This window comes from Variovorax sp. CF079 (assembly GCF_900101545.1).
Classification (GTDB): Bacteria; Pseudomonadota; Gammaproteobacteria; order Burkholderiales; family Burkholderiaceae_C; genus Variovorax.
Genome location: NZ_FMZU01000014.1, coordinates 1 through 13,930, shown reverse-complemented (window position 1 = coordinate 13,930; position 13,930 = coordinate 1). Strand labels below are relative to the sequence as shown.

Below are 13,930 nucleotides of genomic sequence, written 5' to 3'. Positions count from 1 at the left end.
TTGGATACGCCAATTCATTCATTGCCACGCAGGAAAGACCCTTTCATGACCACGCTTCTGCACATCGATGCCAGCGCTCGGCTCGGCCGCTCCGGCATCGATCCCCATGGTTCCCACACCCGCAGGCTCTCTGCGCGCTTCGTGGCGCGCTGGCATGCGGCGCGGCCTGCGGACCGCATCGACTACCTCGATGTCGGCCAGGCGCCGCCCGCGCATGTCACGGGTCCCTGGATCCACGCTGCGTTCACGCCCGCCGCGGCGCGCGAGCCGTGGATGCACGAAGTGCTTGCGGAGAGCGACCGTCTCGTGGACCAGCTCATCGCCGCCGACCTGATCGTGGTCGGCCTGCCGATGTACAACTTCGGCGTCCCGGCGCAGTTCAAGGCCTACATCGACAACATCGTGCGCGTGGGCCGCACCTTCGGCTTCGACCGTGCGCGCGGCGAGGTGCCTTACTGGCCCTTGCTGGCCGATGCAGGCAAGCGCCTGGTGCTGCTGGGCTCGCGCGGCGACTTCGGCTACGGCGAAGGCCAGCGCATCGCGCACCTCAACCACACAGAGGCCAGCGTGTGTTCGGTGTTCGGCTACATCGGCATCCGCGAGGTGCACGAGGTCGCCGTCGAGTACGACGAGTTCGGCGGCGAGCGGCTGGCGCAGTCGCTCGGCGAGGCCGATCTCGCGGTCGATCAGCTGGTCGATAAGCTCTCGGCCTTACACCTTCAACTCATGATGGAAAACGCATGACCGCCATTCAGCTCATCAACCCGCCCGGACTCTACGACCCGGCCCCCAACGGCTATTCGCACCTCGCGATCGTCCCGCCCGGAACCCGGCCTGCACGCTCATTCCGGTGCCGCGGCTGGCGCTCGACGGCAAGCTGTTCGAGATAGAGGCCACGGCGGTTGTGCCTGCCTAGGCGATGCCTAGGCGATGCCTAGGCGATGCCTAGGCGGGATGTGCGGCCTCAGCGGTAGGACAGCACCAGCCCGTGCACCAGCCGCGTCCAGCCGTCCAGCATCACGAACAGCAGCAGCTTAAAGGGCAGGGAGATGGTGGTCGGCGCGATCATCGACATGCCGAGCGCGAGCAGCACGGTGGCGACGATCAGGTCCACCACCACGAACACCAGGTAGATGATGAAGCCGATCTGGAAGGCCCGCGTCAGCTCGCTGAGCGTGAAGCTGGGCACCAGCACCATGAAGTCGTCGGCCTGCAGTTGCTCGGCCCGCGCCTTGGGCCAGATGTTGGAGGCCGACTTCAGGAAGAACTGGCGTTCGCGCTCGTGCGTGTGCTTCTGCAGAAATTCCTTCAGTGGCGCCTTGGCGGCATCGAGCACCGCGACGATGTCGTTCAGCCCTTCGCCCTTGGCGCCGAAGCTGCGGCTGCGTAGCGCGTCGCCGACGTCCATGCCCACCGGCGCCATGATGTAGACCGACAGGATGATCGCGATGCCGTTGAGCACCATGTTGGGCGGCGTCTGCTGCAGGCCCAGCGCGGTGCGCAGGAGGCCGAAGACGATGACCAGCTTGGTGTAGCTGGTCACCATCAGCGCCACGAAGGGCGCGACGCCGAACGCGACGATCAGCGCGACCAGCGTCAGAGGTTCGGGGAGTCCGCCTTGCATCGGGATCGCCTGTGGTGAGCGCTCTTCAGACTTCGCCGGGCGCGAACTCCGACACGCGCACGCCGAGGCGGTCGCCCACCGCGACCAGGTAGCCCTTGCCCAGCACGTTGCCGTGCGCGAGGATGCGCACCGGGCTGCGGTTGAGCGGCTGCCCGAGGTCGAACACGTGGCCGGCGCGGATGCTCTTCAGTTCGCCGAGCGTGAGCGACAGGTCGCCGACTTCGAAGCGCAGCGTCACCTCCAGCGCATCGAGCCGGTCGATCGGCAGGTTGGCGCTGGCGTCGGCGTCCTGGGGTTGGGCTGCGGGGTCTTGCTTCATGGCGCTGTCGATGGATTGCTGAACGGTGATGCGGGAGCCTTCGGCGAAGGCGAAGAGATGGAAGCCCGAGGGACCGCCGAGTTCGGCGTTGACGACGATCGCCGCGCCGGAAGAACTCCATTGCTCGATGCCGATGATGTCGCCGGGCCGGATGCTCGTGATCTCGCGCAGCTGGATCGGCGTGCTGCCGATCCTGAAGCCCAGCGGCAGGCGCAGCGTGTCGAAGGAATGCGTCGCTCGCGCGACGCGCGGCAGGGTGTCGGCGGGCACGAGCGCATCGAAAGTGGCGTCGTCCTCGAACTGCACGAAGCCGCGCAGCGTCGCGCCGTCGTCGGCGGCCGTGGCGACGAAGAAGGCCGCGCGTTCGGGATCGCCCGGCACCGTGTCCCGGGCTTCGGCCTCGGGCGGCTGCCATTCGAAATGCAGTCGCAGCGCTTTCTCGAGCGCGTCGACGATCGGATGCAGCGCGTCGGCCAGCAGGATGTAGCGCAGATCGCGCGGCAGCAGGTCGCTGCGGCGCTCGCCGAGCAGCGCCTGCATGCTGGGCGCGTCCAGCGCGAGGTGGCCGACCTGCGTTCCCATCCTGAATCGATAGCTCTCACGCGCGCCGTGGCCGAGGACAGGGTCGTGGATCCACTGAAGGCGATAGCCGACGTTGCGCAACACCAGTTCCCGCGGCCGCGCGTCGTCGTAGAGCCGATTGAGCGCGCGCACGCAGGCAACCGTTGCGCGAGGCAGCGCAGGCGCGTCGCCGAGCTCCGTCACCGCGTCCTCAGCCCGCGTCGGCATTCACGCTTTCGTTGAACAAATCGCTACGTCCAGTCACTGTCCACATTCCTCGGCGCCACGCGTATGCAGCCCGCATCGGGAGGCGCAGCTTAGCGAAATGAAGGTATTGCAGGTAGTACGCAAATGCGTAGTGCCCTGCGCGCGACAGCACCGTCGCGCCTACGAGAACTCGTGGTTGTCGTGACCGGATCGCGCCGCTTAGAGTGCGTCGCGACGTGAACAAATTCACGTTCGATTCAGTTTTCGAAACCTTTCGATTCATAACTCCCAAGAAACCCCACGAGGCCCAGCACGCATGGCGAGCCCCGCGCGACCCCTTCAAACGCCCCGCGGCAGCATGCGCGATCGCCTCGTGAATGCAGGCCGCTACAACGACCTGTTGCTGGCCGGCCTGCTGGTGGTGGTGGTGGCGCTTTTCGTGCTGCCGTTGCCGACGCCGCTCCTGGACTTTCTCATCGCGAGCAATCTGGCGATCAGCCTGGTGCTGCTGATCGTGGCGATGTACGTGCCCTCGGCGCTGTCGCTCTCGACCTTTCCGTCGCTGCTGCTCTTTACCACGCTGTTCCGGCTCGCGCTCAACATCGCGTCGACCAAGCTGATCCTGCTGCAGGCGAACGCGGGCCACATCATCGACACCTTCGGCAAGCTGATCGTGGGCAACAACGTGGTGGTCGGCGGTGTCGTGTTTCTCATCATCGCGATCGTGCAGTTCATTGTGATCGCGAAGGGCTCGGAGCGCGTGGCCGAGGTCGCGGCGCGCTTCGCCCTCGATGCGATGCCCGGCAAGCAGATGAGCATCGACGCCGACGTGCGCGCCGGCGTGCTGTCTTCCGTGCAGGCGCAGAAGCGCCGCCAGCTGCTGGAGCAGGAGTCGCAGCTGCACGGCGCAATGGACGGCGCGATGAAGTTCGTGAAGGGGGACGCCATCGCGAGCATCGTCATCGCGCTGGTCAACATCCTGGCCGGCATCGCGATCGGCACGCTGATGCACGACATGAGCCTCAGCGATGCGCTGCAGCGCTACGCCATCCTCACGGTGGGCGACGGCATGGTCTCCCAGATCCCGTCGCTGCTGGTCTCGATCGCGGCCGGCATCGTCATCACGCGCGTCGGCACGGGCGACCGCCGCGATGCGCAGTTGGCCAACCAGATCGGCGACCAGTTGATGGCCCATCCGCGCGCGCTCATCATCGCGGGCCTGGCGGTGGCGAGTTTCCTGGTCGTGCCGGGTTTCCCGAAATGGGTGTTCGGCCTGCTGGCGGCGATCCTGCTGGGCCTGGGCTTCACGATGCGCATGCTGCGCAGGCAGCGCAACACGCCGGACTGGATCTCGCACCGCGAAGGCGTTGCCTCCGAGGAAAGCGAGAGCGACCACGCGATCGCCGCGCCGCTCGCGGTGCGCCTGTCCAGCGGCCTGCGCGGGCTGGTGGACCGCCATGTGCTCGACAGCCACCTGTCGACGGTGAAGACCGCCGTCGAGAGCGATCTCGGCCCGATCTTTCCGCGCCTGCAGCTCGGCTATTGGGACCTGCCCGCGCCCTACGACTACCAGGTACTGGTGCACGACGTCGCGGTGGCGCGTGGCACGCTCAAGCCCGGCTGGCTGATGCTCGATCCGTCGGAGACCGCGGCTGCACCGGCCGATGCGGAAGTTGCCGAGCCCTTCGGACCCTTCGGCCGCGTGCTGTGGGTGCCCCGTGCCGACGCGGACTTGAAGACCTGGAACAACGAAGAGGTCGTCGGCCTCCACCTCGACCACGCGGTGCGCCGCAACGTGCGCGAGCTGATCGGCCTGCAGGAGGTGCAGCGCCTGCTGCACTCGGTGCAGCGCGATGCGCCCGAGCTCGCGGCCGAAGTCTCGCGCGTGGCCTCGGCGCAGCGCATCGCGGAAGTGCTGCGCCGGCTGCTGCAGGAAGGCATCCCGATCCGCAACCTGCACGCGATCTTCGAGAGCCTCGCGATCTGGGCCGCCAAGGAGCAGGACTCGATCGCACTCACGGAACTGGTGCGCATCGACCTCGGGCGCTACATCACCAGCCGCTACGTCGGCGCGAACCGGCAGCTGGAGGCGATCCTCTTCGAGTCCAGCCTGCTGGAGCGCGTGCAGAACGCGGTCGAGAGATCGCCGCGCGGCAACCTGCTGCTCCTGAGCCCCGCGGTCACGCAGGACATCCGGGAGCAGGTGCGCCGCATCCTCGGCTCCACGGCCAACCGCGTGGTGGCTATTGCCTCGTCGGACGTGCGCCGCTACGTCAAGACGTTGATCGAACCGGTGGCGCCGACGCTTCCGGTGCTTTCCTACCAGGAAGTCGACGAAGACGTGGCCCTGCAGCCGGTGGGCTGGGTCACCAATCCGCAAGCCCATTGACCGATGAATCCCGTCTCTTCCGCCGAATCGCTTCATGACCCCGCAGAACATCCTCGACATCACCCGCGAGGCCTTGATGCTCGTGCTCTGGCTCTCGCTGCCGGTGGTGGTGGTGTCGACCGTCACCGGCCTCGTCGTCGCCGTGCTGCAGGCCGTCACGCAGGTGCAGGACCAGAGCATCGGCCAATCGATCCGGCTGATCGCCGTGATGGTCGCGATCATCGTCACCGCAGGCTGGCTGGGCGGCGACATGATGCGCTTCGCGGAGCGGGCGTTCCATACGCTCACGGCGCTGCAATGAGCCGAACGCTTCACGCGCTGATGCTGCTGGCCTTGGCAGCGCTCTTCCTCGCCGGCGCGCAACGGGCGATGGCGGCGGAGCTGCGCTGGAACAACCGCCCGTTCCAGATCGTCGCCAACGAGAAGCCGCTGCCCGACTTTCTGCGGGAGCTCGTGGCCTCGCAGGGCATCACCGCGGTGATCGATCCCAAGGTGACGGGCGTCATCAGCGGAAAGTTCTCGGGGCCGGCGCAGAACATCCTCAACAGCGTCTGCTCGGTCAACGGGCTCACCTGGTACTTCGATGGCGCCTTCCTCTTCATCGACCTCGCGAGCGACGCCAAGAGCGAGGTGCTGCCGATCGCCGCCGACAACGCAGAGCGCATCGCCGAGACGCTAGTGCGCCTGCGCATCTCCGACGAGCGCTACCCGCTGTCGATCAGCGCCAAGGATGCGAGCGTCTACGTGACCGGCCCGCGCCGCTACGTCGAGATGGTGCGCCAGGCCGTGAAGCTGGCCGACCAGCGCAGCGCGATGGCCGACGGCGCGGAGATCCGGCTCTTTCCGCTGAAGTACGCGTGGGCCTCGGACTTCAAGATCAACCGTTCGGGCAAGGAGACCGTGATTCCGGGTGTGGCCAACGTGCTGCGCAGCCTCTACGGCCGCGCGAGCGGCAACTTGTCGAGCGGCGGCTCGGGCGCGCGCGGTACCAGCGCGACGCTTTCGGTCGGCCCCAACCGGCAGATCAAGCTGCGCAGCGGCGAGTCGATCAACGCGCCGAAGGTCGAGATCTCGGGCCTCTCGCCGATCAACGGCGACGGCGCATCCTCGCTCGGCGGCATGCCGGGAGGCATGGGCAGCGAACTGCCGCAGTTCCAGGCCGACACGCGCATGAACGCGGTGCTCGTGCGCGACACGCCCGACCGCATGAACCAGTACGCGAAGCTGATCGAATCGATGGACGTGCGCCCGCGGCTGATCGAGATCGAAGTGACGATCATGGATATCAGCTCCGACACGCTCAGCAGCCTGGGCATCGACTGGCGCCTGCACGGCCGCCATGGCGACTTCCAGACCGGCCGCGGCGATCGCGGTCCGCTCACCTGGGACGGCTCGACCAGCGAGGCCGGCCAGATCGGCGGCGTGAATGCGAACGGCCAGCCGGTCACGCCGCTCGGCGCGATGTTCACTGCGGCCATCGGCAACAGCGCGCGCAACTACCTGCTCGCGCGCGTGACCGCGCTCGCGACCAACGGCGACGCCAACTTCGTGGCGAGGCCCAAGGTCATGACGCTGGACAACACCGAGGCCGTGCTGGAGAACCTGAGCGAGTTCTACGTGCGCGTCGACGGCTTCCAGGACGCGGGCCTCTTCAGCATCACAGCCGGCACTGCGGTGCGCGTGACGCCGCTCATCATCGACGAGAAGGCGGGGCGCGGCGTGATGATGTCCATCGACATCGTCGACGGCGACCTCAGCGCGCAGGCCGTGGACCGCATCCCGATCGTGCGCCGCCGCACGGTCAACACGCAGGCGCTGGTGGACGAGGGCGCGAGCCTGCTGATCGCAGGCTATTCGTCGGAGGAGCGCAGCAATGCGACGACCGGTGTTCCCGTGCTGAAGGACATTCCGGGTGTCGGCAGCCTCTTCAAGTACTCCGACAAGAAGCAGATCAACATGGAGCGCTTCTACCTGCTGACGCCGCGGCTGGTGACGCCCGGCGCCACCGCCGCGGCGCCCTTGCTGCCGTTGCCGCCGACGCCGGCGGCGGGGGGCTGAGGACGTGAACGGAGCCGGTAGCGACCACGGCGCAGAGCTGGGCCACGAGGCCTCCGAGGCGGCTGCGCCGGCCGCGGGCTGGTGCGTGCGTTTCCTCAGCGGCGCGGTCAAGGGCCGCACCATCGCCCTGAAGCCCGGCATCAACGTGTTGGGCTCGGGCGGAGAGTGCGAGGTGATGCTGCCCGGCAGCGACGTGCTGCCGCGCCACCTGGTGTTTACCGTCGGCGAACTGGTGGTGTCGATGCAGCGGCTGGGCACGGCGACCACGCGGCTCAACGGAGAGGAGATGCACCAGCCGCGCCGCAGCGTGGTGGCCGGCGACATCGTGAGCGTGGGCCAGATCGATTTCCAGCTCGACCGCAGCTATCCCGCCGCGGCGCGCGAGGACCGCATGTTCGCGCCGCCGAGCGACGTGCATGCCGGCATGCACGCGGCCGGGCGGGCGCCTGCGCAGCGCGAACGGCTCGTAGGCTACTGGGTGGGCGGCATCGTGGTGCTGTTCGCCGCGATCGCAATGGCAGCAGTGTGGGTCGGCGGCCAGCGCGGCGGAGCAGGTGGCACGCCCGGCCAGGTCAACCTGGCCGAAGTCGAGCGTGTGCTGGTGCCGTTTCCGGAAGTCGAGGTGGTGGCCGCGCCGGGCGGGCTCTTCAACGTCAAGGGCTATGTCGAATCGAAGCAACGGCGCGACACGCTGCAGCGCGCGATGGAGCCCTTCGGCCGCCAGGTGGCCGTCAACGTGCACTCGGCCGACGAGATGGTCGAGCAGGCGCGCCGCTATGTCGGCGACCCGGGCGTGGCGGTCAGCTACACCGGCCAGGGCCGGCTGGTGCTGAGCGGCACGGTCGAGGATTCGTCGGTGCGGCAGAAGATCCGGCGGCTCAGCGAAGACCTGCACCCCTCGGTGCTGGTCTCTGACAAGGTGCAGTACCGCGAGAAGGCGCAGCAGGTCGACAAGGACGCCGAGATGCGTGCGAACTGGGATGGGTGGCAGGGCCTGCTGCCGGCCCGCATGGTGAGCATCACCGAAGACGGCAACGGCCTGCGCCATATCCAGCTGTCCAACGGCAACCGCTACTACGAGGGCTCGGTGCTGCGTTCCGGCGCCGAGCTCAAGCGCATCGACGCCGACGGGCTGGTACTGAGCGGCGGCGTTCCCAACAACAAGCCGGCGAGGTGACGAGATGGCACCCGCGTCGACCCGATTTCGTGCAGCGGCTGCGTTCGCGCCGCTGCATGGAATGGCTTCGTCCCGAGGACGAAGCGTCTTTCAAACCCCAGTGAAACAGCAACCCAACCAGGAGTAATCGCATGAGCGCAGTTGACACCTCGATCCAGCAGATGCAGCAGGCCGCGGCCGACAACGCCCGCCTGATGACCGCCAGCATGACCGCCTCCACCGCCATCCAGGGCGCGGCCTCCACCGCGCACACGGTGAACGGCGCGAGCGCTGCCGGCGGCGAAGTGGCGAAGACCACCGGCAACGACATCCGCCAGTCGGCGAAGTCGTCCTGATGGCCGTGCCCGCGCGACGCCGGCGCCGGCCTCGTGCGGGCCTTTTTCCAGGAGTTGAACATGACCGATCCCATCGCCTCGGCCGCCGTCGCAGCGCCGCCGGCTGAGCTTGCAGGCCCCGCGGCCGCACAACAGACGGCGGGGCCGTCGCGCTTCGATCCGGGCGACACGCGCATGTTCGCCAACATGATGAACGGCGTGCAGGCGCCGCCGGCCACCGTGGCCGGGCCCAGCGCGATCGGCGACGCCGCCAAGTCGCTGGCAGCGCAGTTCTCGGGCAACGTGCGCTCCTACGAGGACCTGCGCCGCAGCATGCTCGAGTCCGTCGATCTCTCGGACCCTATCAAGACCATGTTCGTGATGACCGACCACTCGATGGAGGCGCACATGATGTTCGCCAAGATGCACGTCTCCACCGGCCTGGCGAGCGCCGCCACGAGCCTGTTCGGCACGCTTCTGAAGAACCAGCAATGAAACACTTCCGCTGGCTTGCGGCGCTCGCCCTGGTCTTCGCGCTGACCGGCTGCAAGGTCGCGCTCTATTCCAACCTCAACGAGCAGGAGGCCAACGAGATCGTCGCCGCGCTGGCGAACGAGGGCATCGATTCGTCCAAGGCCCGGCTCGAAGGCAGCAACTGGCAGGTCGACGTGGAAGAAGGCCGCCTCAGCCGGGCGCTCGACGTGCTGCGCAACCAGGGCCTGCCGGGCGAGCGCTACTCCAGCATGGGCGAGGTGTTCCGCAAGCAGGGCCTGGTCTCGACGCCGTCCGAGGAGCGCATGCGCTACATCTACGCGGTGTCGCAGGAGCTCTCGCAGACGCTGCGCAACGTCGACGGCGTAGTGGCCGCGCGCGTGCACGTGGTGATCCCGGCCAACGATCCGCTCTCCGAGAAGATCCGGCCTTCGTCGGCCGCCGTCTTCATCAAGCACCGGCCCGACGTCGACCTGCGGCTGCTCGCGCCCGCCGTCAAGGACATGGTGGCGCATGGCATCGAGGGCCTCACGCACGACCAGGTGTCGCTGTCGCTCTTCGAGGCGCGCAAGCTCTCCGTGGCGCCGGCCGCGGGCGGCGCACCGGCGCGGCCGGCGGTGCTGGGCCTGTTCTCCACTCAGACCGCGATGGTGCTGCTGGGCCTGCTCGCAGGGGCGGTGCTCTGCCTCATGGCGCTGCCCGGCCTGTTGCGGCGACAGGGCCTGGACTGGCGCACCTGGACCCGCAGCCAGGTATTCCGGCGATGAAAAGCTCTCCCCCAGGCAGCCCGATGGACCTGGTGCGCCTGGTGACGCGCTTCAACCTGCATCCCGAGCTCGACCTGCATCCGAGCTGGCTGCCCGCGAACTGGCCGGCGCCGCACCGCTTGCCGGCGCGGCTGGGTGAGGGCGGGCGCGCGGTGCTGGCCGGCCTGTTGCAGCGAGGCCCGGGCGCCTTCGCGACGGCCGCCGACTTCAACTTCGATTCGCGCGTCAAGCGCCTGGCGCTGCTGGATGGGGGAGCGCTGCGCAGGCTGGCAGCCTACCTGGGCTTCAGCGTGCACCTGCCGCTCTTCAAGATCCGCGGTGGCGTCGGCTACCAGATCCGGCGCCAGGCCTGCCGCTTCGACGAGGACGCGGTCGACTTCGTGCTCGATCGCGTCCCGCAACTGACCGAGCTGCGCATGAACTACTCCGCGCTCGACCAGAGCCCGCTGGCCGCCGGCCGCGTGGTGGTCGAACGCGGCTACCGCCTGCTGCTGGGCATGGTCGCGCCGGAGGGCGACTCGCTGCTGCGCCGCCTGCAGTACAAGTTGCCGCGCCGCGTCTGCGCGCTGAGCCTGCCGCAGTTCGAGCCGCCGCAGGCGCGCCAGGTCCACGAGTTGATGCTCTCCTGCATCGTTCCCGAAAGATTGCCCCAATGGGACTGGCTTTTCTGATCACCACCGAGAACCTGCAGCTCCTGAGCGAGCGCAAGGTGCTCAAGGAGAACGAGTACGCGGCCCTGCTCGATGCATCGGCCGTGGTCGAGAGCGCGCGCCAGGAAGCGCGCCGCATCGTCGCGCAGGCGGAGCAGCAGGCCGAGGCCAGCCGGCACAAGGGCTACGACGAAGGGCTGCAGCGTGCGAAGGCCGAGTATGCGAAGCAGCTCGTCTCCGAGAGCATGGCCGCCGAGCGGCAGCTACAGGCACTGCGCGTGTCGATGGCGCAGCTGGTGGTGAAGGCGGTGGGCCAGTTCATCTCCGACGTCGATCCCGCCATGCTCTTTCGCAGCGCGCTGGTGCGCGTCGAGGCGCTGCTGCGCACCGAGCCCTTCATCGCCGTGCGCGTGGCGCCGGCGCAGGAAGCGACCATGCGCGACGTGCTGCATCGGCTGCGCGCGCAAGCCAACTGGAGCATGACCGTGAATCTCACGCCCGATGCGTCGCTGCCAGCCGGTGCCTGCGTGGTGCAGACCTCGACCGGCGTGCTGGAAATCGGCGTCGATGCGCAACTCGAGGCCTTCCGCCGCGCGGTGGAGCGCGGCGGCCTGGCCTCGCCCGCGGGAGGGCGGCGCTGATGCAGACATCGAGCGACTTCGCCGGCAACGCGATGTCCGATGCCGCCCTCGGCATCGTGGCCGATCTGGAGCAGGCCTTCGGCCGCGTCACGCCGGTGGCCATGCGCGGGCGCGTGAGCAAGGCCGTGGGCATGCTGATCGACGCCACCGGCATCCAGGCCCATGTAGGCGAGCTGTGCGAGCTGGTCACGCCCGGCGAGCCGCCGCTGCTTGCCGAAGTCGTTGGATTCCGCAACAACACGGCCATCCTCACGCCGCTGGGGCCCATCACCGGCATCTCGGCGCTGACCGAGGTGCTGCCGACCGGCCGCGGCCATGCCTGCCCGGTCGGGGCGCCGCTGCTCGGGCGCGTGCTCGATGCGCTGGGCCAGCCGATCGACGAGCACGGCCCGCTTGGCGCCGTGGCGCAGCAGCCGGTGCATCGCGAGCCGGTGAGTCCGCTGGCGCGCCGCATGATCGCGGCGCCGCTGGCCACCGGCATCCGCGCCGTCGACGGGCTGCTCACGCTCGGCGAAGGCCAGCGCGTCGGCGTCTTCTCACCGCCGGGCGTGGGCAAGAGCACGCTCCTGGGCATGCTCGCGCGTGGCTCGACGGCCGAGGTCAACGTGATCGCGCTGATCGGGGAGCGCGGCCGCGAAGTGAAGGAATTCATCGAGCACAACCTCGGGCCCGAAGGCCTCGCGAAGACGGTGATGGTTGTCTCCACCTCCGACCGGCCCCCGATGGAGCGCATCAAGTCGGCCTACGTCGCCACCACCATCGCCGAGCATTTCCGCGACCAGGGACAGAAGGTGCTGCTGCTCGTGGATTCGCTCACGCGCTTCGCGCGCGCGCAGCGCGAGATCGGCCTCGCGAGCGGCGAGCCGCCCACGCGGCGCAGCTACCCGCCGTCGATCTTCTCGATGCTGCCGCAGCTGCTGGAGCGCGCAGGGCAGGGCAAGACCGGCTCGATCACGGCGGTGTACTCGGTGCTGACCGAAGGCGACGAGGAGAACGATCCGATCGCCGAGGAGGTGCGCTCCATCCTCGACGGCCACATCGTGCTGTCGCGCAAGCTCGCGGCCGCCAACCGCTACCCGGCCATCGACGTGCTGGCCAGCATCAGCCGCGTGATGCCGCTGGTCGCCTCGCGCGCGCACCGCGATGCGGCCGCGCACGTACGCGGCCTGCTCGCGAAGTACCAGGAAATGGAGCTCCTGATCCAGATCGGCGAGTACAAGCAGGGTGCGGACGCGCTGGCCGACCAGGCGATCCAGGCGCGTCCCGCGATGATCGACTTCCTGTCGCAGTCGCCCGAGAGCCAGGTCGCCTTCGAGCACACCGTGGCTGCACTCGCGCGCTTCGGCGCCGGAGGCCGCCGATGAGCATCGACTGGAAGATGCTGATCGACGTGCGCGAGCGCCAGAAGACCGCCGCGATGGGCGTGGTCGCGCGCGACCGCGAAGCCGCGGCGCGCAGCCTTGCCGAACTGCAGCAGGCCGAGGAGCGGCATCGGCAGGAGCTGGAGAGCAAGGCCAGCCATTGGCAGGAGTTGCAGGGTGCGTTCGCGAGCGGCCAGTGCAACGTGGCGCAGCTGCGCGTGGCGGGTGCGTGGAGCGGTGCCCTGGACGCGCAGATCGCCAAGGCCGGCTCCGCGGCCGTGCAGGCGGGCGCGGCGCATGCGCAGCGCGAAGAGCTGCTCGCCCGAAGCCGCCAGGCGCTGCGCGCCGCGAGCGGCGAGGTCGAGAAGGCGCAGCGCATGCAGCAGCGCGAGCGCGCCGAGCACGCACGCATGCAAGAACTTCGGCAGGAAGACGCGTCCGAGGAGGCCACCACGCAGGCCTGGCTTGCGCGCCGCGCGATCTAGGGAAGAACGGCATGGAAAGCAGCCTCGAACTCGCCGCCATCGAGAGCTTCTTCTCGTCCGTGGTTCTCACGCTGCCGCGGCTGTTCGCGATCTTTGCGGTCGTGCCCTTTCTCTCGGGCGGCATGCTCACCGGCATCGTGCGCAATGGCCTGCTGCTGATGCTGGCGATCTTCATGTCGCCCGCGGCCGGCGAGATGCCGTCGGCGTCGATCGGCATGTGGATCCTCATCACCGGCAAGGAAGCGCTCATCGGGCTGATGCTCGGGCTGGGCTTTGGCATCTTCATCTGGGCGATCCAGAGCGTGGGCGACCTGATCGACTTCCAGACCGGCTCGGCCAACGCCTCTTTCTTCGACCCGGTGGCGGGCCATGAGAACGGCCCCACGGGCGAGTTCCTCAGCTGGATGGTGATCACGCTCTTCGTCTCGGCCGGCGGGCTGCTCGCGATGCTGGGCGTGATCGTCGATTCCTACCGGCTGTGGCCGGTCGGGTCCTTCTTCCCGAGTGTGGGCGCGGTGCTGGAACAGTTCGCGATCCGCCAGGGCGACACGCTCTTCCTGTGGATCGTGAAGCTGGCGTCGCCGGTGATCTTCGTGCTGCTGCTGGTCGAGCTGGGCATGGGCCTCGTGGGGCGGGTGGCGCCGCAGCTCAACGTGTTCGTCATCTCGCAGCCGCTCAAGAGCATCCTGGCCCATTTCATGATGCTGCTTTTCGTCTTCTTCGTGTACGAGTCGCTGCAGGAATTCCTGCGGCCGGAGAACAGCGTGCTCGATTTTCTGCGCGCCACGCTCTAGTGTCCTGTCCCGCTGATACGTGAGCAAAGTCGATGCAACTTCTCAAGAATGGAATCTGCGGTGGCCGTCCATTTGAACGGTTGGCTGTTGG

General features: G+C 68.3%; 15 protein-coding genes. 13 read left to right on the top strand and 2 right to left on the bottom strand.

Annotation, left to right across the window (positions count from 1 at the left end; all coding sequences use genetic code 11):
• The first annotated feature begins 45 nt into the window (after nt 1–45).
• Nucleotides 46–744, top strand: a complete 699-nt coding sequence (locus BLS74_RS19075; RefSeq protein ID WP_093108722.1) for an FMN-dependent NADH-azoreductase — start codon at nt 46–48, stop codon at nt 742–744.
• A gap of 220 nt (nt 745–964) precedes the next feature.
• On the opposite strand, the gene sctR is transcribed toward BLS74_RS19075, so the two are convergent.
• A complete protein-coding gene (sctR, locus tag BLS74_RS19070; protein ID WP_093108721.1) occupies nt 965–1,624 on the bottom strand; it encodes a type III secretion system export apparatus subunit SctR in 660 nt (219 codons plus the stop codon).
• Nucleotides 1,625–1,649: 25 nt separating this feature from the next.
• Nucleotides 1,650–2,732 (bottom strand): type III secretion system cytoplasmic ring protein SctQ, encoded by a 1,083-nt coding sequence (sctQ, locus tag BLS74_RS19065; protein ID WP_093108720.1) that lies wholly within the window; start codon nt 2,730–2,732, stop codon nt 1,650–1,652.
• Between the two features lie 337 nt (nt 2,733–3,069).
• Here sctQ and sctV point away from each other — a divergent pair, with 337 nt between their 5' ends.
• From sctV to sctT, 12 genes are all read left to right on the top strand, one after another.
• Nucleotides 3,070–5,100: a type III secretion system export apparatus subunit SctV gene (gene sctV / locus BLS74_RS19060; RefSeq protein ID WP_244503930.1), complete on the top strand. Its 2,031-nt coding sequence runs from the start codon at nt 3,070–3,072 to the stop codon at nt 5,098–5,100.
• Nucleotides 5,101–5,134: 34 nt separating this feature from the next.
• Entirely contained in the window at nt 5,135–5,401 is a 267-nt protein-coding gene (gene sctS, locus BLS74_RS19055; RefSeq protein ID WP_093108718.1) for a type III secretion system export apparatus subunit SctS, read from the top strand.
• Complete coding sequence (gene sctC, locus BLS74_RS19050) at nt 5,398–7,158, top strand: type III secretion system outer membrane ring subunit SctC (RefSeq protein ID WP_093108717.1); 1,761 nt, start codon at nt 5,398–5,400, stop codon at nt 7,156–7,158. The genes sctS and sctC overlap by 4 nt, the downstream gene beginning before the upstream one ends.
• A gap of 4 nt (nt 7,159–7,162) precedes the next feature.
• The gene (locus BLS74_RS19045) at nt 7,163–8,335 is read left to right on the top strand and encodes an FHA domain-containing protein (RefSeq protein WP_093108716.1); all 1,173 of its coding nucleotides are present in this window, start codon (nt 7,163–7,165) and stop codon (nt 8,333–8,335) included.
• 131 nt (nt 8,336–8,466) lie between these two features.
• A complete protein-coding gene (locus BLS74_RS19040) occupies nt 8,467–8,670 on the top strand; it encodes a hypothetical protein (RefSeq protein WP_093108715.1) in 204 nt (67 codons plus the stop codon).
• 60 nt (nt 8,671–8,730) lie between these two features.
• Nucleotides 8,731–9,144, top strand: coding sequence for a hypothetical protein (locus BLS74_RS19035; RefSeq protein ID WP_093108714.1), 414 nt, complete (start codon nt 8,731–8,733; stop codon nt 9,142–9,144).
• Entirely contained in the window at nt 9,141–9,908 is a 768-nt protein-coding gene (gene sctJ / locus BLS74_RS19030; RefSeq protein ID WP_093108713.1) for a type III secretion system inner membrane ring lipoprotein SctJ, read from the top strand. The genes BLS74_RS19035 and sctJ overlap by 4 nt, the downstream gene beginning before the upstream one ends.
• Nucleotides 9,905–10,579, top strand: coding sequence for a SctK family type III secretion system sorting platform protein (locus BLS74_RS19025; RefSeq protein ID WP_093108712.1), 675 nt, complete (start codon nt 9,905–9,907; stop codon nt 10,577–10,579). Before sctJ ends, BLS74_RS19025 begins: the two co-directional genes overlap by 4 nt.
• On the top strand, nt 10,561–11,199 hold the full coding sequence (sctL, locus tag BLS74_RS19020; protein ID WP_093108711.1) for a type III secretion system stator protein SctL: 639 nt from the start codon (nt 10,561–10,563) through the stop codon (nt 11,197–11,199). Before BLS74_RS19025 ends, sctL begins: the two co-directional genes overlap by 19 nt.
• A gap of 32 nt (nt 11,200–11,231) precedes the next feature.
• On the top strand, nt 11,232–12,563 hold the full coding sequence (locus BLS74_RS19015) for a FliI/YscN family ATPase (protein WP_093108897.1): 1,332 nt from the start codon (nt 11,232–11,234) through the stop codon (nt 12,561–12,563).
• On the top strand, nt 12,560–13,045 hold the full coding sequence (locus BLS74_RS19010; RefSeq protein WP_093108710.1) for a serine kinase: 486 nt from the start codon (nt 12,560–12,562) through the stop codon (nt 13,043–13,045). Before BLS74_RS19015 ends, BLS74_RS19010 begins: the two co-directional genes overlap by 4 nt.
• Nucleotides 13,046–13,056: 11 nt before the next feature.
• Nucleotides 13,057–13,839 (top strand): type III secretion system export apparatus subunit SctT, encoded by a 783-nt coding sequence (sctT, locus tag BLS74_RS19005; protein WP_093108709.1) that lies wholly within the window; start codon nt 13,057–13,059, stop codon nt 13,837–13,839.
• Nucleotides 13,840–13,930: the final 91 nt, after the last annotated feature.